Source organism: Dyella sp. 333MFSha (assembly GCF_900102405.1).
Taxonomy (GTDB): domain Bacteria; phylum Pseudomonadota; class Gammaproteobacteria; order Xanthomonadales; family Rhodanobacteraceae; genus Luteibacter; species Luteibacter mycovicinus.
Genome location: NZ_FNBR01000002.1, coordinates 792,249 through 816,693, shown reverse-complemented (window position 1 = coordinate 816,693; position 24,445 = coordinate 792,249). Strand labels below are relative to the sequence as shown.

At 66.8% G+C, this 24,445-nt stretch carries 19 protein-coding genes; 9 read left to right on the top strand and 10 right to left on the bottom strand.

Annotated elements, in window-relative coordinates; translation table 11 throughout:
• Positions 1–167: 167 nt before the first annotated feature.
• The gene (gene dtd, locus BLT40_RS10995; RefSeq protein ID WP_036109472.1) at positions 168–608 is read right to left on the bottom strand and encodes a D-aminoacyl-tRNA deacylase; all 441 of its coding nucleotides are present in this window, start codon (positions 606–608) and stop codon (positions 168–170) included.
• 100 nt (positions 609–708) lie between these two features.
• On the opposite strand from dtd, the gene BLT40_RS10990 reads away from it, so the two are divergent.
• Positions 709–1,614, top strand: a complete 906-nt coding sequence (locus BLT40_RS10990; protein ID WP_090353010.1) for an LpxL/LpxP family acyltransferase — start codon at positions 709–711, stop codon at positions 1,612–1,614.
• Here the strand turns inward: BLT40_RS10990 and BLT40_RS10985 are convergent.
• From BLT40_RS10985 to BLT40_RS20025, 4 genes are read right to left on the bottom strand one after another with little or no spacing between them, the layout of a single operon-like run.
• Complete coding sequence (locus tag BLT40_RS10985) at positions 1,589–1,912, bottom strand: tetratricopeptide repeat protein (RefSeq protein WP_090353895.1); 324 nt, start codon at positions 1,910–1,912, stop codon at positions 1,589–1,591. The genes BLT40_RS10990 and BLT40_RS10985 overlap by 26 nt on opposite strands.
• A complete protein-coding gene (locus BLT40_RS10980) occupies positions 1,909–3,852 on the bottom strand; it encodes an ArnT family glycosyltransferase (protein ID WP_036109477.1) in 1,944 nt (647 codons plus the stop codon). The genes BLT40_RS10985 and BLT40_RS10980 overlap by 4 nt, the downstream gene beginning before the upstream one ends.
• Before the next feature lie 40 nt (positions 3,853–3,892).
• Complete coding sequence (locus BLT40_RS10975) at positions 3,893–4,891, bottom strand: glycosyltransferase (protein WP_079522374.1); 999 nt, start codon at positions 4,889–4,891, stop codon at positions 3,893–3,895.
• A gap of 1 nt (position 4,892) precedes the next feature.
• A complete protein-coding gene (locus BLT40_RS20025; RefSeq protein WP_176809148.1) occupies positions 4,893–6,149 on the bottom strand; it encodes an O-antigen ligase family protein in 1,257 nt (418 codons plus the stop codon).
• Between the two features lie 162 nt (positions 6,150–6,311).
• Here BLT40_RS20025 and BLT40_RS20020 point away from each other — a divergent pair, with 162 nt between their 5' ends.
• A complete protein-coding gene (locus BLT40_RS20020; protein WP_143025873.1) occupies positions 6,312–7,445 on the top strand; it encodes a glycosyltransferase family 4 protein in 1,134 nt (377 codons plus the stop codon).
• Here BLT40_RS20020 and rsmB read toward each other — a convergent pair.
• Genes rsmB through def form a run of 3 tightly spaced genes read right to left on the bottom strand, consistent with a single transcriptional unit; the run spans position 7,442 to position 10,199 of the window.
• Positions 7,442–8,749 carry a 16S rRNA (cytosine(967)-C(5))-methyltransferase RsmB gene (rsmB, locus tag BLT40_RS10965; protein ID WP_255363996.1) on the bottom strand — a complete coding sequence of 436 codons (1,308 nt, stop codon included), beginning with the start codon at positions 8,747–8,749 and terminating at the stop codon, positions 7,442–7,444. The genes BLT40_RS20020 and rsmB overlap by 4 nt on opposite strands.
• The gene (gene fmt, locus BLT40_RS10960; RefSeq protein WP_176809147.1) at positions 8,746–9,693 is read right to left on the bottom strand and encodes a methionyl-tRNA formyltransferase; all 948 of its coding nucleotides are present in this window, start codon (positions 9,691–9,693) and stop codon (positions 8,746–8,748) included. Before fmt ends, rsmB begins: the two co-directional genes overlap by 4 nt.
• Before the next feature lie 2 nt (positions 9,694–9,695).
• On the bottom strand, positions 9,696–10,199 hold the full coding sequence (gene def / locus BLT40_RS10955; RefSeq protein WP_036109486.1) for a peptide deformylase: 504 nt from the start codon (positions 10,197–10,199) through the stop codon (positions 9,696–9,698).
• A gap of 209 nt (positions 10,200–10,408) precedes the next feature.
• Here def and BLT40_RS10950 point away from each other — a divergent pair, with 209 nt between their 5' ends.
• The 6 genes from BLT40_RS10950 to purD all read left to right on the top strand — a co-directional run bounded on the left by BLT40_RS10950 (position 10,409) and on the right by purD (position 18,686).
• Positions 10,409–11,560: a LysM peptidoglycan-binding domain-containing protein gene (locus tag BLT40_RS10950; protein WP_090353005.1), complete on the top strand. Its 1,152-nt coding sequence runs from the start codon at positions 10,409–10,411 to the stop codon at positions 11,558–11,560.
• Positions 11,561–11,622: 62 nt separating this feature from the next.
• Positions 11,623–12,765, top strand: a complete 1,143-nt coding sequence (gene dprA / locus BLT40_RS10945; protein ID WP_090353002.1) for a DNA-processing protein DprA — start codon at positions 11,623–11,625, stop codon at positions 12,763–12,765.
• Positions 12,766–12,865: 100 nt separating this feature from the next.
• Positions 12,866–15,418 (top strand): DNA topoisomerase I, encoded by a 2,553-nt coding sequence (locus BLT40_RS10940; RefSeq protein WP_079522370.1) that lies wholly within the window; start codon positions 12,866–12,868, stop codon positions 15,416–15,418.
• Between the two features lies 1 nt (position 15,419).
• The gene (locus tag BLT40_RS10935) at positions 15,420–15,989 is read left to right on the top strand and encodes an L-threonylcarbamoyladenylate synthase type 1 TsaC (RefSeq protein ID WP_079522369.1); all 570 of its coding nucleotides are present in this window, start codon (positions 15,420–15,422) and stop codon (positions 15,987–15,989) included.
• Positions 15,990–16,004: 15 nt separating this feature from the next.
• Positions 16,005–17,369, top strand: a complete 1,365-nt coding sequence (locus tag BLT40_RS10930) for an AMP-binding protein (protein WP_079522368.1) — start codon at positions 16,005–16,007, stop codon at positions 17,367–17,369.
• Between the two features lie 33 nt (positions 17,370–17,402).
• On the top strand, positions 17,403–18,686 hold the full coding sequence (purD, locus tag BLT40_RS10925; RefSeq protein ID WP_079522367.1) for a phosphoribosylamine--glycine ligase: 1,284 nt from the start codon (positions 17,403–17,405) through the stop codon (positions 18,684–18,686).
• Between the two features lie 19 nt (positions 18,687–18,705).
• Here purD and BLT40_RS10920 read toward each other — a convergent pair whose 3' ends face one another.
• Positions 18,706–20,223 carry an RICIN domain-containing protein gene (locus tag BLT40_RS10920; RefSeq protein ID WP_079522366.1) on the bottom strand — a complete coding sequence of 506 codons (1,518 nt, stop codon included), beginning with the start codon at positions 20,221–20,223 and terminating at the stop codon, positions 18,706–18,708.
• Positions 20,224–20,419: 196 nt separating this feature from the next.
• Between BLT40_RS10920 and BLT40_RS10915 the strand changes: the two genes are divergently transcribed.
• Entirely contained in the window at positions 20,420–22,294 is a 1,875-nt protein-coding gene (locus BLT40_RS10915) for an MFS transporter (RefSeq protein ID WP_079522365.1), read from the top strand.
• A gap of 45 nt (positions 22,295–22,339) precedes the next feature.
• Here the strand turns inward: BLT40_RS10915 and BLT40_RS10910 are convergent, their stop codons facing one another.
• Positions 22,340–24,373: an RICIN domain-containing protein gene (locus tag BLT40_RS10910; RefSeq protein WP_143025872.1), complete on the bottom strand. Its 2,034-nt coding sequence runs from the start codon at positions 24,371–24,373 to the stop codon at positions 22,340–22,342.
• Positions 24,374–24,445 lie beyond the last annotated feature (72 nt).

The following is a 24,445-nucleotide window of genomic DNA, read 5'->3' as shown; positions in this document are numbered from 1 at the left end:
GGTTACAGGAACCGATCAGTATAGTCATTTGATGATTTTTTGACCAGTTTTCAAGTGGATCGGACTCATCGGGATCACGCAAGAATCGCGCCAGAGGGCCGCTGGAAGCCGGGCGATCGCGCCACGATGAGGAGGGAAACGGGGACGAAGCCCCGCGCACTGACGCCTCAGCGCACCTCCAGACGGAAGGTGACCGGGCCATCGTTGATCAGGTGAACCTTCATATGGGCACCGAAGCGTCCGGTTTCCACCCCCGGGTGGGCGACCCGGGCCAGATCGACCAGCCGGTCGAACCAGCGCCGGCCTTCTTCCGGCGGCGCCGCGGTGGTGAAGCTGGGGCGCATGCCCTTGCGGGTATCGGCCGCCAGGGTGAACTGGCTGACGAGCAGCAGTCCGCCGCCGGTGTCCGACAGCGCCAGGTTCATCTTGCCCTCGGCATCGGAGAACACACGGTAGCCAAGCAGCCGCTCGAGCATCCGGGTGCACTGGGCCTCGCCGTCGCCCGGCTCCACCGCGACGAGAACAAGCAGGCCGGCGCCGATGGCGCCCACCGTCTGCCCGTCGACGTCGACGCGCGCGGATTCGACACGCTGAATCAATGCAATCATGTAATGGTTTAACGGCCAGGGGGCGCCAAGCTTAAAGCGTGCGTGCGCGGCTTTACAGCGGCGGAGTCGGCCCGGGCCGCCTTGCCTTACACTTCTCCGGATGCGTCCGGATATCTACCTCCTCTACCTTCTGCTCCGTCTGGTCAGCCTGCTGTCCCTGCGGACCGTTCACCGCGCAGGTGCGTGGATCGGGCGCCGTTCGCTGCGCTCGAAGTCGCGCAGTGCCCGCTACAGCGCGGTCAATCTGCGACTGACCCGGCCTGAGCTGTCGGCAGGGGATCGCGAACGGCTTCTCGTCCAGACCATGGAAGAGTCCGGCAAGTCGGTGACGGAGGTAGCGGCGATCTGGGGCGGCGGCGCCGACCGGTCGCTCGGCCTGGTCCGCGAAGTGGTCGGCGGCGAGCTGTTCGAGGCGGCGCTCGCGTCCGGCAAGGGCACCATCATCGCCGCGCCACACCTCGGCTGCTGGGAGCTGCTCAATTACTGGCTGTGCAGCAAGACGCCCATGGCCATTCTGTATCGCCCGCCGCGTATTCAGGCCATCGAGGCCCTGTTACGCAAGGTGCGCGGCAAGCTGGCGCCGGAGCAGGTGCGGGCCGAGGGCGCCGGTGTGCGCACGCTGTTCAAGCGTCTCGGTGCCGGTGGCACGGTCGGCATCCTGCCCGACCAGAAACCGCGCGAAGGCGAGGGCGAGTTCGCTCCCTTCTTCGGCGTGGATGCGCTGACGATGGTGCTGCTGCCGCGTCTTGCGGCTCGCACCGGCGCGACGGTGCTCTTCAGCTTCGCCGAGCGCCTGGCCGATGGCGAAGGCTTTCGAATCCACATCCTGCCGGCGCCCGGAGGCATCGACAGCACGGACCTGAAAGTCGCCTGTGCGGCACTGAATCGTGGCGTCGAGCAATGCGTGGAACGTGCCTTTCCGCAGTACCAGTGGCACTACAAGCGGTTCACGGCGCACGACCGCCCCGATCCCTACAAGGTCAGCCCTTCCGCGACAGCCGGTTGAGGAAAACGGTCATTTCCTTGCCGGCCTGGATGTCGCCGCGACGCGTGGCCGCGTCGACGCCCTCGCGCCATGCGTCGGCCGCGCCTGTCTCGTCGTCTTTCGCGAGCAGCGCCTTGCCGAGCAGTTTCCACGCCGCGGAGTAGTCGCGGTCGAACGCCAGCGCCTCGCGGAACGACGTGGCGGCCTCGTCGTACATTCCGTCGCCCAGAAGCGCGTTACCGATGGAGAAGCGCAGCAGCGCCCCGTCCCTCGGACCGCCCACCTGAGCTCGCAGACGCTCGACGAGGGGATCGGTCACCGGACTGCCGTCCGTGTGCGCCAATACTCCTGCGGGTAAAGCAGCGTCGGCTGTTTCGGCTCGGGCGGAGCCCGTCCGGATTGCAGCGCGGCCAGCGTGCCGGCATCCCAGATCATGAGCCATCCGGTGCGCGACGGCTGGATCAGCCGGGCGTAGCGGAAGGCTTCCGCGGGCGGATGCTTGGCGTAGGAGATGATGACGCCGTCGGCGTGATGGCGCGCGAAGTCGTCGAGGCTGTCACCGTCGTGCACGGCGTCGTCTTCGTCGTCTTCCATGGGCGCCGCCATACCGGGCACGACGTTGATGCGTGCGATCGGGTGCATGAGGCGGCCGGCGAAGTGGTACTGACCGTTATACGAGACGCCCAGATTGCCGATGGGGCGTCCGGCCGCGTCGGCCTGCGCCAGGAACTGGGAGGCGGGCGCCAGGTCGTAGCGGTACCAGAGGCCCAGCGTGAACAGGGCATTGAGCGACACGGTGCCGATCAGGCCGGCGAAGGCCAGCCGGCGCATCTCGCCGCGACCGCGCAACAGCAACAGCGCGCCGAGCACGATGAAGATCACACCGAAGAAGCGCGCATACGGCGCCATGCCGGTCAGCCACATGTTGTCCGGGAAGCGCGACGGCACCACGGACGGCATGGCGAACAAGGCGATGGCGAGCAGGAAGGCGCCGACCGAGAGCGGCCAGGTGCCCAGGGCATAGCTCGTGGCCAGCGCCTTGTGGCGCTCACGCAGGTCGGCCACCGACGCGGCCACCAGCATGGTGACACCGGCCAGTTCGGGCAGCAGGTAGTACAGCTGCTTGCCGGTGACCAGTGAAAAGACCAGCAGTGCCGGCAGCAGCCAGACCAGCAGGAAACGCAGCCCCGTCTCCAGCGGCTGTCGCATCAGCGCGACAAACAGCGGCGCGATCACGAGGATCAGCAGCAGCTTCTCTGCCAGCGGCGGGAAATGCGCGAACGCGGCGGAAATCAGCAGGAGCACCAGGGCGACGACCGCACAGGCGATCGCCCCACCGGTGCCGGCGCGCCACGGTTTGCGGAACAGTGCCGTCGGCAGCGCGACGATCCCGCGCAGCCAGCCGCTGAGCGGGAACACGATGACCGGCAGGAAAACCAGGTAGTACCAGGCGGGACGGGCGTGGTTCTGCAGGTCGGCGTTATGCGTTTCGACCACCCGGCCGGCGGTCTGGGTGAAGAACAGACGCTGGCGGTAAGCCTCGCCACCGGCCTGCCCGGCCGGCAGTGCCCAGGCCAGCAGGATGGCGAAGCCGAGCAGCAGGCCGAGCACGCCGAAGCCGTACCAGCGTGCCTTGTTCTGCCGCGCCCAGTCGTTCCACAGGGGGCCGAAGAGCAGCGGGAACAGCACGTGCAGGGCCATCACCGGCCCCTTGGTCAGCAGGCCCGCGCCGACGAACAGGCCGAACAGCCACCAGCGGGGCTCCGCACGCGTGGCGGTCGGGGTCAGGGTGAGCAGCGCGGCCAGTACCCAGACGACGAGGAGCACCTCGTACATGATCTGCAGGCCGAACAGAAAGGCGTAGGCGAAGCCCATCAACAGCCACGGCGTGGCCTTGGCCACCCACGGGCGCGCCGGAAAGAGGCGCCCGGCCAGAACGGAGGCCAGTACGAGCTGCGTGCCGCCGAAGAGGACCTCGAGGAGGCGCGGCCACACATCGTTGACCCCGAACACGGCCCAGCCGGCGTGGATCATCCAGAACAGCAGCGGCACCTTTTCACTGTACGGCTCGCCGTTGATGTACGGCACCAGCCAGTGACCGTGCGCCCACATTTCCCAGGCGACCGCGAGCGTCCGCGTGGAAAACATCGGCATCGGACCGTGGGAAAAGATCGCGAGCAACGCCATCGCGGCCCACAGGGGCAGCCATGGCCAGAGGGCGCGGACATGTTCCGATCGGGTATAGGCGCTGTTGGACAAGGGCGTCGTCACCGTTAAGGGATCAGGAATTCTAAACGCTTCACCGGAGCAACGTGTCCAGGGCGTGCCCCAGACGCGCGGGGAACCCGGCCTGATTGGCGTCGTACCAGTTGCGTGCGGCCTCGCCAAGGGCCTCGACCTCGGCATCGGACATACCGACGATGCGCTCGACGCATGCTTCGAGCCCCTCTTCGTCGAACTTCCACAACGTGGCGGCGTTGAGCGTGCCGTTTTCGTGCGCGGGGACGCGCATCCCTCGCGTGTCGTCGACCAGTTCGTTCATCGGCGCACCGTCCGTGACCAGTACCACGGCACCGCAGCTCATGGCTTCGACGATGTAGTGGCCCCAGCCCTCGGCCTCGGACAGGCAGAGGTGGAAACGGTGTGCGTTTTGCAGGCGGTAGATCGATTCCACGTCGGGCAGGAAGGTCACCTGGTGATCGAGGTTCGGTGCGGCCGGTGGTCGGTCCGGTGCGGCCACCGACGGTGACTGGAGCACATGCAGGGTCGGCCACTCCGGGTGCCGGCGCCAGACGTCGAGCAGGCGCTCGGTCCCCTTCATGCGGCTGCCGCCGGCAAGATGCAGGAAGGCGCGGTCGCGTGCGACACCTTCACGACGACAGTCCGTGCTGATGAATCCGATGTGGGCGGTGCGCAGCCCCATCCCGCCGAACGTCTTCATCGCGCTGTCGGTCTTGCACAGGATGGTGTCGAAGCGATGCAGGTGGCGGCGGTCGCGTTTGCTCATCCATTCCGGATGGGGAATGAGCGCATTGCGCCGGGACATCGGCAGGTAGCCCGGGTGCACGTGCTCGATCGTCAGGCCGAGGTCGTAGCGCCGCGGACCGCGGCCGGTCAGCCAGCGCCCGAACATGGCGGCACGCTGCGCCCAGGCCCGCCACGGCCATCCATGATTGCGCTGCGGCGTCCGCGTCACCGTCACCTGGTGACCGAGTTCGCGCAAGGCGTTCTCGAAGAGACGGATATCGTGCGTGAGCCCGCGACCGTTGTCCCAGGCGATGAGGTTGATGTGGGCCATCTCAGGACGCTCCTGCGTCGGTGCGGTGCCGATCGAGCGCGCGTCCGACGTAAACGGCGAGTCCCAGCGTGAGGAAGAAATACAACGAGTGTGGCATCGCCCGATAGAAGACATTGTCGGTGAGGGCGCATAGCGCGTACATGGCCGTCGTCGAGAATCCGGCGCATGCCGGCATGGCGATGGCGTTATCGCGGTTCAGCGCATGCCGCCCGAAATAGATCAGCGAGCCACCGAAGAGCAGCACGAGGACCAGCAGGCCCGGGATGCCGCCCGTCGCCGCCCATTCGAGGTACTCGCTGTGCGGATGGTCATAGCGGACCACCGACGGATTGACCTCGCCATCGGCGATCCGCGCCCGGGCGAAGGGGCCGAACTGGTTCATGCCGACGCCGGTGACGGGGTGCGCGATCACGGCCATTCGTGCGGTGCGCCACATTTCGAGGCGCTCACGCACGGCGCCGGTGGCGTCCTGTTCGCTGTAGGTGGCTACTTCGTCTTTCACGGCGGCCAGGCGCTCCACCATCTCGCCGTGCAGCGTCGTCGCCGCCAGGCCGGCGGCGGCCACACCGATGACCAGGGCCAGCACGCTCTGGCGCCAGCGTCCCGTCCGGCGACCCTGGATCAGCATCAGTGCCGCGAAGACGGGGACGAACGCCAGCAGAGGGCCGCGGCTCTGCGTCAGCAGCGCGCCATAGAAGCCCATGACGGCGAAGACCGCATGCATCGCGCGCTCGCGCGACCGGAGTTCACCCCGCAGGGCCTGCACGATGGCGATGAGTGACAGCACCAGCATGAACATGCCGAATTCGATGGCACCCCATTCGCCGTTGTTGATGCCGTAGGCGCGGTCGATATGCTCGATGTAATGCTGTTCGACGCAGATCAGGCCCAGAACGCCCGCCGATCCGCTGAAGCCGAAGCGAAGGGCGGCGGTCCGCAGCGGCAGGGCGAACGTCGCTGCGATGACCAGAAACGCAAGGATGTGCGACGTGACGTCGAACTCGCGCCAGTTCACCCCGTGGGCGCCGACGTTGACGGCCCAGAAGACGAAGGCGATGGCGGCGGGTACGAGTACGGGCGCCGCGCGGCGGTAGGCGCGACGGACGTCGGCACGCGTCGCGAGCACCCAGAGCCCCGTCAGAAACAGGATCAGCGCAGGGATTGCCTTGGCCTTGACCGGCAAGGCGAAGGACAGCGGCATGATCGCGATGAGCAGCGAGAGGATCCACACGCGCCACGGATTCGTTTTGTCGAGCACTCGGCACCTGCTGGGATCGGAACGGCACGGCGGCCTCGCCGTCACCGACTCGTGCCGCCGGGGCGGCGCGAGGGCATGGTACTTTAACGGATCGCGGATGCCTCTCCGTGCGGTTCCGGGTGAGCGGCGCCAATTCAGCTTCCGTAAGGACCCGCCCGGGCGATGAAGCTCCTGTTTACCAATTTCCACGCCGGTGACGGCGGCGGCCATACGACTTACCTGATCAGCCTCGCGCGCGGACTGTCGGGCCGGCATGAGGTGCACGTCGCCGCGCCGCCGGGTAGCCGTCTGAATCGCGAGGCCCGCGCGCTTGCCGGCGTGCATGTGCTTGACCAGCCCTATCCGAACGGCCTGGGCAAGCTGCTGGCACGGCGCCGCGCGCGCCAGCAGCTGTCGGCCTATCTGGCCGGGCATCGGTTCGACGTCATCCACGTCAATGGCTCCGCCGACCATCGTCTGGTCATTGCCGCCGTGCGTGGACTGCGCCGTCGTCCGGCCATCGTGCTCACCAAGCACAACTCCAAGCCGATGTCCGGCATCGGCAACGCCTGGCGGGCCCGCGTCGGCACCGATGGCGTCATTGCCGTCTGCGACTATGTGCACCGGCAGGTGATGGCTTCGCGTTATGCGCGCTGCCGTGTGGTAACCGTTTTCAATGGGGTCGACATCGATCGCTTCGCGCCGCGACCTGCCGATACGACGCTTCGTGCCGGATGGCTGGCGCCTGCCACCGCGGAAGCACCGCTGCTGATTGGCAGCAATGCGGGCACGGCCAGCTACAAGGGGTGGATGGACCTCGTCGAAGCGCTGGCGTCGCTGGAACCGGGCTGGCGCGATCGCCTTCGTGTCGTCCTTGCCGGCGGTCTTCCCGACGCGGAAGACCGCCGGCGTATCGAAGCCCTGGGCGTGGCATCGCAGGTGCACTTCGCCGGCCGGCTCGACGACGTCCGGCCGCTGGTGGCGACGCTCGATGCCGGATTCGTCCTTTCCTGGGACGTCGAAACGATTTCCTTCGCCTGCCGCGAAATGATGGCGATGGAGAAGCCCGTGCTCGTCAGCGACTACGCCGGGTTGCCCGAAAACATTCGTCAGGGTGAAGACGGCTGGATCGTGCCGGCCCGCGACCGGCATGCGATCGCCGCCGCCCTGCGCCGGCTGGTTGACGAGCGCGACCAGCTGCCGGCGATGGGCTTTGCGGCGCGAGCACATGCGGAGGCCGAGTTCGGACTGGAGCGTTTCATCGACGCGACCGAAGCGTTCTACCGCGAACTCAGGCTCGCCACGCTGCCCGGTTAGCCCTGTTTGCGCAGCAGGGCGTAGTACATGCCGTCGAGGTCGCCGTCGCCGGGCAGGATCTGCCAGCCGATGGCGGCCGCCTGGCCCACGGGCAGAGTCAATGGCAGCACGGAGGCATCGGCGCGACCGTCGACGAAGGCACCGACCACACCCTCGTTCTCGGCACGCAGCAGCGAGCAGGTGACGTAAAGCAACGTGCCGCCGGGTGCCAGGGTTTCCCAGCAGGCGGAGAGGATGCGGCTCTGTAGTGCCACGAGCGCTTCGATGTCGGCGGCGCGGCGATGCAGGCGTACGTCCGGTCGGCGGCGAATGACGCCGGTAGCCGAGCAGGGGGCGTCGATCATGACGCGATCGAAGGGTTTGCCATCCCACCAGGCCCGCACGTCGCCCGCGTCGCCGACGATGACGTCGGCAGTGAGGCCGAGGCGTTCCAGATTCTGGGTGATGCGCAGTGCGCGTCGCGCCTCGGATTCCACGGCGACGAGGGTGATGTCCGAGCGTTCCAGCGCGTGGCAGGCCTTTCCGCCGGGGGCGGCGCAGGCATCGAGCACGCGCTGGCCGCTGGCCAGATCGAGCAGGTCGGCCGGCACCTGGGCGGCGCCGTCCTGGACGGCGAAGTGGCCTTCGGCGAATCCGGGCAGGCGTGTCACATCGGAGCTGTGGGGGAGTACCAGACCGTCCGCCAGCCACGTGTGCGCGGCGATCTCCTGACCGGCCTCACGCAAGCGGTCGGTGACCGCGTCGCGCCCCGCGCGTCGACGATTCACGCGCAGCATCAGCGGCGGCTCGTGATTGGCCGCGGCCATGACCGCCTCCGCGTGGCCGGGCCAGTCGTGCGCGATAGCCTTGGCCAGCCACGCCGGATGAGCATGCCGCGTGGCCGGCGTCGCATCGAGGTCGGCCAGCAGGGCCTCGCGCTCGCGCTGCCAGCGGCGCAGTACGGCGTTGGCCATGCCGGCAAGTCGCGGGCGGCGCAGTTCGCGCACGGCTTCCACCGTGGCGGCCACGGCGGCATAACCCGGCATCTCGAGGATCTCGAGCTGGACCAGCGCGGTCACCAGCAGGGCGTGGATGACCGGCTCGCTCCGCCGAATGGGTTTGGCCAGGAGGCGGTCGAGCGCGGCGTCGAACCGGGGCCACCAGCGCGCACCTTCATTGAGCAGGGCGGTGAGAAGCGCCCGGTCGCGGGCATCGGGGAGGCGGGGGAGAGCCCGGTCGGCCACTTCACGCAGCGAATGGCCTGACAGTGCGATTTCCGCCAGCGCTTCGGCGGCCAGGGCACGGACCGAGATCGTCCGACTCACGAGACCGCCTGCTTCAGCTCCGGACGCGCATTGAGGTAGTCGACGATGCCGATCCGGCGGCCACCGGATCGCTGGACGGCAAGCAGGCGCAGCGCACCGTCGGCGCAGGCGATGTCGATACCCTCGCGCGAGACACGCAGTACCTGTCCCGGCGTGGCGCCGGCCGTCTCCGCGTCGATCGCGCGCGCCGACCAGATACGCAGGCGTTCGCCCGCGACATCGGCTTCCGCGACGGGCCAGGGATCGAACGCCCGCACCTTGCGTTCCAGCGCGATCGCCGTCAGCGAGAAGTCGAGGCGAGCCTCGGCCTTGTCGAGCTTGTGCGCGTACTTCACGCCGTCTTCCGCCTGCGCACGGGCGACAAGGGTTTCGCCGTTCATGACGCGACGAAGGCCTTCGGCCAGCGCGTCCGCGCCGAGCGCGGACAGCCGGTCGTGCAGACTGCCGCCCGTGTCGTCGCCGGTGATGGGGGTGCGCCGTTCGATCAGTACGGGACCCGTATCCAGACCCGCTTCCATCTGCATCAGGTCGACGCCGGACTCTTCGTCGCCGGCCAGGATCGCCCGCTGGATGGGCGCCGCGCCGCGCCAGCGCGGCAGCAGGGACGCGTGGACGTTCCAGCAGCCCAGCCGTGGAATCGCCAGTACCTTGCGGGGAAGAATCAGCCCGTAAGCGACCACGACCATGAGGTCGGGTGCGTGGGCAGCCAGGCGATCGCGGTCGGCCTGGGCCTTGAACGATTCCGGTTGTTCGACCGGGACCCCGGCGGCGAGCGCCGCTTCCTTGACCGGGCTGGCGGCGAGCTTGCGCCCGCGGCCGGCGGGCCGGTCGGGCTGCGTGTATACGGCCACGACGTCGGCGCCGGAAGTGCGGCAGGCCTCGAAACACGGAACGGCGAAGTCGGGTGTTCCGGCGAACACCACGCGCAGAGGACGACCGGCCACGCTCAGGCGCTTGCCTTGCGCTGCTTTTCCATGCGTTTCAGCAGCATGCCGCGCTTGAGGGGCGACAGGTAGTCGACGAAGACCTTGCCGGCGAGATGGTCCATCTCATGCTGGATGCACACCGCGAGCGGGCCTTCGACGTCCACGAGGATTTCCTTGCCGTCGGCATCCTGCGCGCGAACCTTGACGTGCAGCGCACGGGTCACGTCGGCATAGATGCCGGGAAACGACAAGCAACCTTCCTGATAGACCTGCTGGCCGTCCTTCTCGAGGATCTCCGGATTGATCAGCACCATCGGCTCGTCGCGGTTGTCGCTCATGTCGGCGACGAGGACGCGCTGGTGCACGTTGACCTGGGTGGCGGCCAGCCCGACGCCGTTCGCGGCGTACATCGTCTCGTACATATCCGCGACGAACTGCTTGAGTTCGGCGTCGAAGACGGTGACCGGCGCCGCGACGGTACGCAGGCGGGGATCGGGGAATTCGAGGATGGTGAGGGTGGACACGGTGTCACCTTGAACGTATGCGCGGGCCACTGCGGCGCCTGCCTGACCGCAAATTTGCGGGCAAATCGGCGAAATCCAACCAGCGGCAACCTGTAGGATGAGCCTGTATTCTACGCGCGCGCCGAGGGCCGGGCGAGTGACGCCACGTATTGTGCCCGTTAACGATTCAGTTACACTCGCGACAGCACCGGGGAAGGGGGAAATCCCGCATGATCAAGAAGTTCGCCATGCTGCTCGGCGGCATGTTCTTCACTGTGGCCGTTTATGCCGCAGCGGCCCAGCTACGTCCCGACCATCCGGATACCTATACGGTCCGCAAGGGCGACACGCTGTGGGATATTTCCGCCCGCTTTCTGAGCAAGCCATGGCTGTGGCCGGAAATCTGGCAGGCCAATCCCCAGGTCCGCAACCCGCACCTGATCTACCCGGGTGACGTTCTGAATCTTTCGATGACCGGAGGCGGCCCGCGTGTCGGCCTGCAGCCGGGCATCCGCCATGAAGGCGAAGCGGTCGCGGCCATCCCGCTCGGCGACCTGCGCATGTTCCTGAAGGAAATGCGTGTCATGGACGCCGACGCGGTCGAACAGCTGCCGTACCTCGTCGGGTTCGAGGAATCGCACCTGCGCGCCTCGCCGGGCAACAAGATCTACGCCCGTGATCTGGACTCGGCGCAGCTGGGTCAGCGCTGGGCCATCGTCCGCCCGACCAATCGCTTCCGCGACCATGGCGGAAACCCCGGTGGTCTGGACATGCTGAACAACCCGGGCCACGGTTCGTTCGTCGCGGACGAACTGGACAGCGACGCCTCGATGGCCAACAGCCCCTGGCAGGAAGATTCGCGTCACGACACCCACACCGGCAAGGGTGACGATCGCGGTGTCGAGGTATCGGTCATCGGCACGGCGGAAGTCATCGCGACCAAGGGCGACGTGACGAGCCTGGTCCTGGTCGATTCGACCCTGGAAATCCGCAAGGGTGATCGCCTTACGCAGATCGACGACACGCCCTACGACCCGTACTTCTATCCGCACGCCGCAAAGGGCGTGCCGGCGGACGGCCGCGTCATCGGCATCGCGGACGGCAACTACGCCGGCAGCCGCCAGGTCGTATCGATTTCCGCCGGCTCGGCCGACGGCGTCGACAACGGTGCCACCTTCACGGTGATGGACCAGGGCGAAGTCATTCCCGACGAAGTCAGGGGTAACTACAAGCGCCGCGACACGTCGCCGAAGGTCAAGCTGCCGGACGAGTTCGCGGGCCACATCATGGTTTTCCGCACGTTCGACCACGTTAGCTACGCGCTCGTGATGGATGCGCTCCGGCCGATCAAGAAGGGCGAGAAGCTCGTTCTGCCGGAATAATCGGCGGTGGCGTCAAGCCGCCCGCTGACAGTAAGTCGCCGCGCAGTGTCTACACTGCGCGGATGACCGACACCGAAGACCTTCGCGCCTGGCTGATCCTTCTGCGGACCCCGGGCCTCACGCCGCGAAACCTGCGGGAGGGGCTCGTCGCACGTGGCAGCGCATCGGCGTTGCTGGGCTGGCTGACCCGGCACGAGAGCGCCCTGAAACCCGAGGGCCGCGACTGGCTGGCTCAGCCGGACGAGGCTGCGTTGGCCGCCGATCTGGCCTGGGTGAAGGGCGCCGACGACCAGCGCCTGCTGCTGTGCACGGAAGAAGACTTTCCCCCGCAGCTGGAGGCCATCCCGGATCCGCCCGCGGCCCTCTTCGTCAAAGGTGACGCTTCGCTGCTCCTGCGACCCCAGGTCGCCATCGTCGGCGCACGAAAGGCTCAGGTCCCGGGACTCGCCAATGCACGGCGGTTCGCGGCCGGGCTGGCCGAGGGTGGCCTCGTGGTGACCAGCGGCATGGCGGACGGCATCGACGGCGCGGCGCACGAGGCGGCCCTGGACGCCGGACAGCCGACCATCGCCGTGATCGGCACCGGCCCCGACAGGGTCTACCCGCGCAAACACCACGCCCTGGCCCGCCGTATCGCGGCCCACGGGGCCATCGTCAGCGAATACTCGCCGGGTACCGCCGTGCTGCCCCGCCATTTCCCCGAGCGCAACCGCATCATCGCCGGCCTGAGCCTGGGCGTCGTCGTGATCGAGGCCGGCCTGCGTTCGGGGTCGCTGATCACCGCGCGCGTCGCCGGGGAGCAGGGCAGGGACGTCTTCGCGTTGCCTGGCTCCATCCACAACCCCCTGGCCGAGGGCTGTCACTCGCTGATCGCCGAAGGCGCCCGTCTGGTCCAGCGTCCCGACGAGGTCCTCGCGGCGCTGGCGCCCGCGGCCATGGAACTGGGGGCTCAGCTGCGTGAGCGGCTGGCCGCCGGCGAGGCGAAGCCGGCCACCGGGCGGGCGAAGCGCGGCCCCTTCGACTGGCGCGAGGATGAGGAATATCGCCGCCTGCTCGACGTCATGGGGTACGATCCCGCTTCTCTGGACGCCCTGGTGGGCACGACGGGTCTCGCTGCGGGGCCATTGTCTTCCATGTTGTTGATGCTGGAGCTGGAAGGTGAGGTCGCAAGCCTCCCCGGAAACCGTTATCAGCGCGTGATGTAAGCATCCGGCGCTTGACAGGCATCACGGTGGTATGCCCCCACTAAATATATACATGCCCTGGGGTCCACTCGCCCCGGCGGCCTTTGGAATCGGTTAACGCATGGCAAAGAACCTCCTCATCGTCGAGTCGCCGGCCAAGGCCAAGACGATCAACAAGTACCTGGGGGCCGACTTCCAGGTGCTGGCGTCGTACGGTCACGTGCGCGATCTGCGACCCAAAGAGGGCGCGGTCGACCCGGAACACGGCTTCGCCATGGCTTACGAGGTCATCGAACGCAACGAGAAACACGTCGATGCGATCGCCAAGGCGGCCAAGGCGGCAAGCAGCATCTATCTCGCGACCGACTTGGATCGCGAGGGTGAGGCCATTTCCTGGCACATCAGCGAGATCCTCCGCGAACGCGGCCTGCTGGCAGGTAAGGACGTCCAGCGGGTGGTCTTCAGTGAAATCACACCCAAGGCCATCAAGGAAGCCGTCGCCAATCCGCGACAGCTCTCGCACGACATGGTCGACGCCCAGCAGGCGCGTCGCGCGCTGGACTACCTGGTCGGCTTCAACCTCTCGCCGGTGCTCTGGCGCAAGGTGCAGCGCGGCCTGTCGGCTGGCCGTGTGCAGTCGCCCGCGCTGCGGATGATCGTCGAGCGCGAGCTCGAGATCGAAGCGTTCCAGGCCCGCGAGTACTGGACGATCCAGGCCAACCTGACCCACAAGGACGGTGCGTTCGACGCCCGCCTCGTGCGGCTCGACGGCAAGAAATTCGAGCAGTTCGACCTCACCAACGAGGCCGATGCCACCGCCGCGCGTTCCGCGCTCGAGCGTGCCGCCGCCGGCAATTTCACGGTGGGCGAGGTCGCCAGCAAGGAGCGCAAGCGCCGTCCCGCGCCGCCGTTCACCACCTCCACCCTGCAGCAGGAGGCCGCGCGCAAGCTCGGTTTCTCGACCAGCCGCACCATGCGTGTGGCCCAGGGCCTCTATGAAGGTGTGAGCATCGGCAGCGAGGGCAACGTCGGCCTCATCAGCTACATGCGTACGGACTCCGTGGCGCTGTCCGACGATGCGGTCGCCGAGCTGCGCGGGCTGATCGCCAGCGAATACGGCAAGAACGCCCTGCCTGACGCGGTACAGGTCTACAAGTCCAAGTCCAAGAATGCCCAGGAAGCGCACGAGGCGATCCGCCCGACCTCAGCCATGCGTACGCCGCGCAGCGTCGCGTCGTTCCTCAATGACGACCAGCGCAAGCTGTACGAGCTGATCTGGAAGCGCACCGTCGCCTGCCAGATGATCCACGCTACGCTGAATACGGTTTCCGTGGAATTTCCGGTCGGCGACTCCGCTTTCCGCGCCACGGGCACCACGGTCATCGATCCCGGCTTCCTGGCCGTCTATGAAGAGGGCAAGGATCAGAAGGGTGACGAGGATGAAGATCAGCGTCGTCTGCCGCGCCTGAAGCAGGGCGAGGTGGTGCCTGTCGCCGCCATCGTGGCCGACCAGCACTTCACCGAGCCGCCGCCGCGCTTCTCGGAAGCGAGCCTGGTCAAGACGCTCGAGGAATACGGCATCGGTCGTCCGTCGACCTACGCCAGCATCATCCAGGTGCTGCTCAGTCGCGAATACGTCCTGCTCGAAAGCCGGCGCTTCAAGCCGACCGACGTCGGCCGCGCGGTCAGCCAGTTCCTGTCGGGGCACTTCACCCAGTACGTCGATTACGACTTCACCGCCCGGCTGGAAGACGAGCTCGACGCCGTCAGCCGCGGTGAGGAGGCCTGGGTGCCGCTGCTCGAGCGCTTCTGGCAGCCGTTCAAGACGCTGGTCGACGACAAGACCGAATCGGTCGACCGTAACGAGGCCACCGGTGCGCGCGAACTGGGCGACGATCCGAAATCGGGCAAGCCCGTGTCGGTGCGCCTGGGTCGCTACGGCGCCTATGCCCAGATCGGCACCAAGGATGACGAGGCCAAGCCGACCTATGCCAGCCTGCGCCCCGGCCAGAGCATGCATACCATCACCCTCGAAGAGGCGATGGAGCTGTTCAAGCTGCCGCGCAACCTCGGCCAGTCGGAAGCCGGTGACGATGTTACGGTCGGTGTCGGTCGTTTCGGGCCGTTCGTGAAGCAGGGCAGCACGTACGCCTCGCTCAAGCCGGAAGATGACCCGTACACCATCGAGCTGCCGCGGGCCCTGCAGCTCGTTCAGGAGAAGCTCGAAGCCATCGCGAACCGCATCATCACCGACTTCGGTGACGGCGTGCAGGTGCTGAACGGCCGCTACGGGCCGTACATCACCGACGGTGAGAAGAATGCGCGCATCCCGAAGGACAAGGAGCCCAAGTCGCTGACCGAGGCCGAATGTCGCGAGTTGCTCGCCGCCGCACCGGTCAAGAAGCCGCGTGGTGGTCGCGCCGCCAAGAAAACCGCGACAAAGAAGGCCGCGGCAAAGAAGACGGCAACGACTAAGGACGCCGCGGTGAAGAAGACGGCCGTTAAAAAGACGGCCGCCAGGAAGACTGCGACGAAGAAGACGGCCACGAAGAAGACTGCCACGAAGAAGACGGCCGCGAAGAAGGCCGCCACGAAGAAAAGCGCAACCAAAAAGGCGGCGGTGAAAAAGACCGCGGCCCCGGTATCGAAAACGGCGGCGCCTGCCGCGGACTGATATGCGACGTTTCGATCTTTCCGATGTCGCCCTGGCGGCCGCTCGGCTTCGGCAGGGTGGCGTCATCGCCTATCCCACCGAGGCCGTTTTCGGCCTCGGTTGCGATCCCCACGATCAAGGCGCGTTCGAGCGTCTGTTCGCGCTGAAGGGGCGTCCGCCGACTCAGGGTGTATTGCTCATCGCGGCGGACTTCGCACAGGTCGAGCCGTATATCGATGTAGCCGCCGTTTCTCCGGACATCCTTCGCGATGTCCGCGGCTCATGGCCAGGCCCACATACCTGGGTGTTTCCCCGTAGCGCGCGCGTACCGGCCTGGGTGGCGGGCGCACACGCCGGCATCGCCCTGCGAGTGACGGCGCACGAGCCATCGGCGGCGCTCTGCCGGGCGTTCGGCGCACCGCTCGTGTCGACCAGCGCGAACCCGCATGGCGAGCCGCCTGCTCGCGACGTAGCGACTCTCGAGCGCTATTTCGGCGACCGCCTCGATGCTGCGCTGGACGCTCCGCTGGGCGGCCAGGAGCGCCCGACCACCATCCGCGACGCCCTCACCGGCGCTATCATCCGCGCCTGACAGGGGGGAATCACGTTGTCGACCGTTTACGAAATCACCGGGCGCGAGACCGCGCCATCGTTGCCGTTGCTGGTAGGCGCGCCGTCGCGCGCCATCGCCTGGCGTGACGGCCGTGCCGTCACCGCGTCCACCTTCCTGGCCCACGTCCGCCAGGTGGCCGCGTTGCTTCCCGAGGCCGACAGCGCCGTCAACCTCTGCGAGGACCGTTACGCCTTCCTCGTCGCCTTCGCGGCGCTGGTCACGCGTGGCCAGATCAACCTCTTGCCCCCCTCGCGCGCGACGCATGCGGTCGACGAGGTCATGGCCAGCCACCCTGGCTCCTACGCCATCGGCGAGCTGGCCCTGGCGCCCGCACCGGCCGGCTACCTGCGCATGCCGACGCTGGACGATACGTCGTTGGCCGGCGGTGAGGTGCCCTCGATCCCGACGGACGCCGTGGTCGCCATCGGTTACACCTCCGGGTCCACCGGCAGGCCCAAGCCCAACGTAAAGACCTGGGGCAGCTTCGTCGCCAGCAATGCCGGTAACGCCGCGATGCTCGGTGGCACCATCGGACGCGCCTTCGATGTGGTCGCCACGGTGCCCCCGCAGCACATGTACGGCATGGAGATGTCGGTCCTGATGCCGTTGCTGTCCGAAGTGAGCGTCCATTCGGGGCGCCCGTTTTTCCCGGCCGATGTCGCCGCCGCGCTGGCCTCGATGCCGGAACCGCGCGCACTCGTGACGACGCCCGTGCACCTTCGCGCGCTGGTCGAGTCCGGCGTCGTTCTGCCGAGCCTCGCCGCGTTCGTCTCCGCCACCGCGCCGATGCCGGTGGAGCTGGCGCGTGCGGCGGAAGAGCGCTTCGGCGCACCCCTGCACGAGGTGTTCGGTTCGACCGAAACCTGCGTCTTCGCCAGTCGACGTACCGCGACCGACGACAACTGGTCGCTCTACCAGGGTGTGACGCTGCATCCGCAGCCTGACGGGACCCTGGTCGATGCGCCGCAGCTCGCTGAGCCGATCGCCCTTGCCGACATCGTCTCGCTGCACGACGGCGGGCGCCGCTTCCAGCTCCGCGGCCGGAACACCGATCTCCTCGAGATCGCCGGCAAGCGCGCTTCGCTGGGCGACCTCAATCGCCGTCTGCTGGCCATCGACGGCGTGCGCGACGGCGTACTGTTCCAGCTCGACGATGCCGACGCCTCCGGCATCCGCCGCATCGCGGGCCTCGTGGTAGCGCCGGGGATGACCGAGCAGGCCGTACTGGCCGCCTTGCGCCAGGCGATGGACCCGGTGTTTCTGCCGCGCCGGCTGCGCGTCGTGGAGGCGCTGCCGCGCAACGAGACCGGCAAATTGCCGCGCGGCCTCCTGTTGGAAATGCTGGCCGCACGCGGCTGATAGAATCTCCGGCTACTTGTCGGGAGAAGCAGCATGAAGGTCCTCGTTATCGGCGGCGGCGGTCGCGAACACGCGCTTGCCTGGAAACTCGGCCAGTCGGGCCGCGTCGACGAGGTCATCGTCGCTCCCGGCAACGCGGGCACGTCACGCGAGCCGGGCCTCCGTAACGCCTCAGTCCCGGTCACCGACATCGACGGTCTCGTGGCCCTGGCGAAAGCCGAGGGCGTAGGCCTCACCGTGGTCGGCCCCGAAGTCCCCCTCGTCGCCGGTGTGGTCGACCGCTTCACCGCCGAAGGCTTGCGCTGCTTCGGCCCTTCGGCCGCCGCCGCACAGCTGGAGGGCAGCAAGGCCTTCGCCAAGGACTTCCTCGCCCGCCACGGCATTCCTACGGCGCACTACGCGGTCTTTACCGAGCTGGCGCCTGCGCTCGCGCATGTGCGCGGTACCGGCGCCCCGATCGTCATCAAGGCCGACGGCCTCGCCGCCGGTAAAGGCGTGGTGGTCGCCATGACGCTCGCCGACGCGGAAGCCGCGCTCGAGGACATGCTCGGTCAGCAGGCCTTCGGTGACGCTTCGTCCCGTGTGGTCATCGAAGAATTCCTCGACGGGGAGGAAGCCAGCTTCATCGTCATCGCCGATGGCAGGCATGCGCTGCCGATGGCGACCAGCCAGGATCACAAGCGGCGCGACGACGGCGATCTCGGCCCGAACACGGGCGGCATGGGTGCCTATTCGCCAGCCCCGGTCGTGACCGACGAGGTCTCGGCGCGGGTCATGCGCGAGATCATCCAGCCCACCCTTGACGGCATGATCGCCGACGGTGCGCCGTTCACCGGGTTTCTCTATGCCGGGCTGATGATCGACAAGGCGGGCGCGCCGAAGGTCATCGAGTTCAACGTGCGCTTTGGCGATCCGGAAACGCAGCCGATCATGCTGCGCCTCCGTTCGGACCTGGTCGATCTGATCGAGGCGGCGCTGGATGGCCGCGTCGGCGACGTCACCGCCGAGTGGGATCCGCGCCCGTCGCTGGGCGTGGTGCTCGCCGCGGGCGGCTATCCGGGCAAGGTCCGCGCCGGCGATGTGATCACCGGCGCGGAGGGTGACTTCGGTGCGGACGTGAAGGTGTTCCATGCGGGTACGGCCGACAATGCCGACGGGCAGGCCGTCACCGCCGGGGGCAGAGTACTCACCGTCTGCGCGCTGGGCGTGGACGTGGCGGCCGCCCGCGCGTCGGCCTACGAGGCGCTCGGCAGCGTGCGGTTCGCCGACATGTATTTCCGCCACGACATCGCACACCGCGCGCTCTCACGAGCGTGAGGCCGCCACGCTACGTGGGCTAGCGGTTCGAATCGATCGGCAAAGGTTGCCAACGTTCTTCCGCACTGACCGCCGTGTGCCGGAGCAGCCCCTGGGAGATGGCGGGAGAGGCACCCGCAACGGCCGGCACGACGTCGCCCGGCGTCGGTGCCTGCGGATACGACGACCACGGGCGCAGCAGGTGATGGAATGGGTTGCTGCCGATCTCCTGGTGTCGCACGGGGTCGAAGATAGCCCGGGGTACGCCGTCGCGTACATGAAGGCGCCAGGAACCTCCGTCCATGTAGGTGGAGTGCAGGCGGTCGGCGCGCCATTGCCACTGCTTGTTCAGCATGGAGCCTGCGCAGGCTTCTGTCCTGACGCCGCCACCCGCCGGATCCGCCGCAAGGCAGAGCCGGCTCGCGACGTTGCGATAAGTGTGGTCGCTGTCGAGATACCACTGCTGCTCCGCACCGTCGGTGCCGCCTTTGCACGGCGTCAACGTCACGGCAGGCTGGTCCCGCTGTGACTGGGTGAGGCAGTGGCCCTCGCCTGCGAGAGATTGCAACCTGACGACGGGTTGCCGTTCGAGATGCGGCGAGCCGAGATCGATGCGCGTCAGATGCCCGATGCCGGCGTCCTCGTCGCGCCATGTCTCCATCGATGACGTCGGCGCGAGCCGCGTGGAGTTGTCCACCGAACTGCGCGTGGCGATGTCGATGGGACCGCTGTAGCCACCCGGGAGGCGCCACTCCGAGACGGTCTCGATCGTGGCTCGCTGCATCATCGGAGTCGTCGTGGGGAGCTTGAAGAGCCAGCCTGGCCCCACCCGATAGTGCGAGTACGAATACCAGACGTCGCTGGCGATGTCGGGCGCCAGCCGGAAACGCCACAGCGCCGATGCCTCACCCGCGGCGTTCTTCGTGACGGCGCTCTCGGTGAAGTAATCCTTCAGCGTCATCGCGACGCTGCGCTCCGACGTCTGCTCGAATCCCGCGTTGAACGAGACAGGCAGCTTCCCCCATGAGAAGCCGCTGTCTTTCGAAACGGCCGACGTCAGTTCCGCACTCGCCCCCGCGCCCACGCTGGTTTTCACGCCGACCTTGTCCACGAACGTGCGATCGGTCGCGCCGTCCGAACGGGGTGCCTGCGAAATCAGGCGTACCTGTCCTTCCCGCAGGTCCGGTGCGGTCAGGGTGGTCTCCACCTCGTAAAGAAGGGGCAGGGTCAGGATGTTTCCGTAGTTGTCCTCGGGCTCGCGGCCTCCCCACATGTGAAGACCCTGCACGCCAGGCAGCTGGTTGACGACGGTCTTCACGATGACGACCTTCTCGTCGACGCTGGGACTCACTTCCCGGACGACGACGATGTCGTGGTGGATGCTGCGGCCGTTGTCGAAGACGTCGCTGTCGCGCACTTCCATGCGTGGCACGTAACCGCCGACGGTGCGTGCGTCCTGAGCGACGACGGCCGCGAAAGGCGCCGCCGCGAGCACGGTGGCGACAAGCCAGGGTTCCGGGTGGCGCGTGGGGTCCGGTGCTCTCTTCCTTCTTGTCATGGGTTGTCTTCCTTGGATCGTGGGCAGTCACGCCGGTCAGGATGGCATCTGCTTGCAGGCGGCGACGTAGGAACCCGACGTTGCTGTCCGTGAGGTTTTTCCTGAAAACGCAGCGCACCGCGACGAGACCGGGTGTACCGGCCACGGTGACCCATGTCTCAGCTACACTCCGGAAAAATCAGAGGGTCGATCACGGATGTCCCAGTTCTCACTGCTCGCCACGCGCCGCTTCGCACCCTTTTTCTGGACCCAGGCGCTGGGCGCCTTCAACGACAACGCGTTCCGCAACGCGATGGTGATGCTGGTCGCCTTCCAGATGAGCCTGCCGGACGCCGAGGTTTCGCTATACACGAACCTCGCGCCCGCGCTCTTCATCCTGCCGTATTTCCTGTTCTCCGCCACGGCGGGACAGCTGGCCGAGAAGTTCGAGAAAACCCGGATCATCCGTTACGTGAAGCTCTTCGAAATCGCAGCGATGACCATCGCGGCCGTCGGCTTCTTCACTCACCACGTATCGCTGCTGCTCGTCGTCCTGTTTCTGATGGGCATCCATTCGACCGTCTTCGGCCCGATCAAGTATTCGATTCTTCCGCAGACCCTCGATCGCAGCGAACTCGTCGGCGGCAACGCGCTGGTCGAGATGGGCACGCAGCTTGCGATGCTGATCGGCATGATCGTCGGCAATTCGCTGATGCTGATCGCCGGCTACGGAACGCTCGCGGCATCGCTGACGACCATCGCGATCGCCGTGACCGGTTACCTCGTCAGCCGGTCCGTACCTCCCGCGCCCGCGACCGCGCCCGATCTGAAGTTCAACTGGAACCCGTTCAGCGAAACCTGGCGGGTGCTGAAGATCACGAACGCCGATCGCGCGGTCTTCAACGCCGTGCTGGGCATCTCGTGGTTCTGGTTCTTCGGCACCGTGATGATCGCGCAGCTGCCAAACTACACGCGTCACGTTCTCGGCGGGGACGGTTCGGTCAATACGCTCGTGCTGACGTTGTTTTCGCTGGGTACGGGCGTGGGCTCGCTCATGTGCGAGAAGCTCTCGGGCAAACGTGTCGAGATCGGTCTGGTGCCGATGGGCGCGTTCGGCCTGACCGTGTTCGCCGTCGATCTGTACTTCGCGCGGCCCGGTGTGACACCCGGCGCCTCGCTCGACTGGCTGGCCTTTCTCGCCATACCGGGCGCGTGGCGCGCCGCGCTCGACCTGACCATGATCGGAGCCTTCGCGGGCTTCTACGTCGTCCCGTTGTTCGCCTTCGTGCAGAGTCGCGCGCCTCGCGACCGCCTGTCGCGCGTGATCGCGGGCAACAACATCGTCAATGCGCTTTTCATCTGTGCCGCTTCCGGCTTCGGCATCGGCCTGACGGCGCTGGGACTTTCCGTGCCGACGATCTTCCTCGTGACGGGGCTGATCAACATCGCGGTCGCGGTGTATATCTTCACCCTCGTTCCCGAATTCATGATGCGCTTCATCACCTGGGTGCTCGTGCACACGCTTTACCGGGTGCGGGTGGACGGTCTTAAGAACGTGCCGGACGAAGGTGCCGCGCTGGTCGTGTGCAACCACGTGAGCTTCATGGATCCGTTGATCCTGATGGCCAGCGTGCGCCGCCCCATGCGTTTCGTCATGTACTACAAGATCTTCAACATCCCGGTGCTGCGCTTCGTCTTCCGCACCGCGAAGGCGATTCCCATCGCCGGGCGTAACGAGGATGTGGCGCTGATGGACAAGGCGTTCGACGAGATCGACGAGGCGCTGGCGGCCGGAGAGGTCGTCTGCATCTTCCCGGAAGGTGGTCTGACGCGCGACGGTGACATCCAGACCTTCCGCCCTGGCGTGGACCGCATCCTTGCGCGTCGGCCGGTACCCGTCGTGCCGCTGGCGCTGCGAGGCATGTGGGGCAGTATCTTCAGTCGCCGTGACGGTGCCTTGCGCCGTGCGCGTCTGCCGCGCCGGTTCTGGTCGAAGATCGAACTGGTGGGTGGTGCACCGCTGCCTGCGGAGGCCGCGAATGCGGCGTCACTGGAAGCGCGTGTCAGTGAACTGCGGGGCGACAAAGCCTGAGGGCATCGCCGGCGCGTTGAGCGCCGGCGATTCGATTCTCCTGCTTCAGCGACTGAGGGCGATCGTCTGCCAACGCTCCGCTGCCGGTACACGACGGTAGCTCAGGTAGCTGTCCGGCACCGTCGGCGAATTCGTCGACAGGCGCGGAATGGTGCTGCCAGGTGACGGTGCCAGCGGATAGTTGCTCCACGGCGGCAGCAACGCGTTTTCCGTGTTGACCACGACTTCGTCATGTCGCATGTCATCGAACTTTGCGATGAGGGAGTCATTCGACACTTCGAGGCGATGACGCGTGCCCCCTTCCATCAGGGACATGACGCGATCCGCGGCCCACTTCCAGCGCTGGTTGTGACGAAGGGCGCACTTCGCCGTGCCGACCGTGCCACTCTTCGTGTCGATCTGAAGGCACTGCGCACTCTCGCGGTTGCGGTATCGGCCTTCCGAATCCATGTTCCATTGCTGGGCGAGATGGCTTTCGGCGTTGTCGCATTCCATGAGCTGGGCGGCGCCGGCTTTCTCGTCAAAGGGGCCCTGGGTGATGCACAGGCCTTCGCCGCTGCTCGACTGAATCAGCACCGTCGGGCTGGACGTGAGAAAGGGTGAGCCAAGGTTGATCTTTACCACCTGCGTCGGCTGCGCGGGTACCTGGCGGAGATGCGCCCACGGATCGTTGCCCTTGTGCCAGAACCACCATGGAATGTCGGCCGTGTAGTCGGGATGGACATCGGAACTGCGGTCCCAGGAAAGGCCCATCGATCGGTTCCATCCGTAACGTCGATTCTCGACACGGCCGCCCGTACCGATCAGCAGATTTCCTTCGTAGTCGCCACGGACTCGCCATACCGACATCAGCTGGGCGGAGGCTTTGCGCATCATCGGCGTCACCATCGCCGTGCTGACTTTGTACTTGCTCTTTGCGTTGAAGTAGCCGGGGTTGCCTGCGACATCGTTGGCGAGGTGCATGTTCCAGGTCACGCCCTGGGCTCTGCCATAGTTCTCGGTCACGGCGTCGATGTAATAGGACTCCGTCTCCATCGATACCGAGGTGGCGTCGGTGTACGTGCGATTGGCGGAGAACTCGAACGGGACCTTGCCGATGGCGGAGATGCCGATACCCTTGAGTGCATCCTCGGCATTGGATGCGGTGCTGACGCCATAGGACGTGCTCACTTCGCTGCTCTTCGCAACGGTACGATTCACGTCCGGCGAGGTGTCGGGAACCATCCGGTCCAGACGGAGCTCCGGGCCACGGTCCTTGCCTTCCCAATCCACAAGCGTTCTGAATTCGTAGCGACCCGCGATGGCGAGGAAGTCGTGGATACCATCACGCTCGAAGGCGGGGCGGTTTTTGCCATAGACGCCGTTGTCCCATGGCGCGATATCGACACTCGCCTTGACGACGATGACCTTGCTGTCCCCGCTGGTGCGCGCATCGCGCAGTACGACGATGTCGTGGACGACCTTGTTGCCATGGGCGCTGATGGGTTTGTAGCGGAAGCGCTCGTGCGGCACGTGGTCGGGTATGTCGTCAGGCGCGGAGTGCGCACCGTTCAGGGTGCCGCTGCGCGCGAATGCCCTGAACGCTGGAGCCGCCGCCAGCTCGCGATAAAGCCGTTGGGAGGTTTCGACGTCGGCTGTCGTGTCGTCGAGCGTCGAGACTTCCAGTACGCCATCCTTGCCACGCCTGTACAGCGATGTCCGTCCCTGGCCTTCGATGCCGAAGACTTCCGCCTCATGACGGGTGGTCCCTTCGGGCGAGGTCACCAGTACGCCGATGCCCTCGTGGAGAGCCCTGCTTGCAAGCGAACGAACGGTTGCTTCGCTCAGGGCGTCACCGGAGATCCACGCGACGACGGGTTCTCGTTCCGCGGCGGCTTCCCGGTAGGACAGGCCGCGGAGCTCGTCGGGGGTTCGCCAGCGAGCCGGATCGCGTTGAGCCGTGGCCATGGCCTCGGGTAGGGTCTTCAGTCGCAGGAAGCGAACGGCGCTGTCGTTCGGTGTGGGGGAAGGCGGCAAGTGGGCGTCTACGCCAGAGCTCAGGCTGGCCAACAGGACCAGGGCAAGGGTGCGGGTTTTCATGGTCGCCATATCCTTGGCAGGGGGGAGTACGAAGCGTGCCGCTTTCCCCTACGAAGCGAGGTCAGTCCTTCG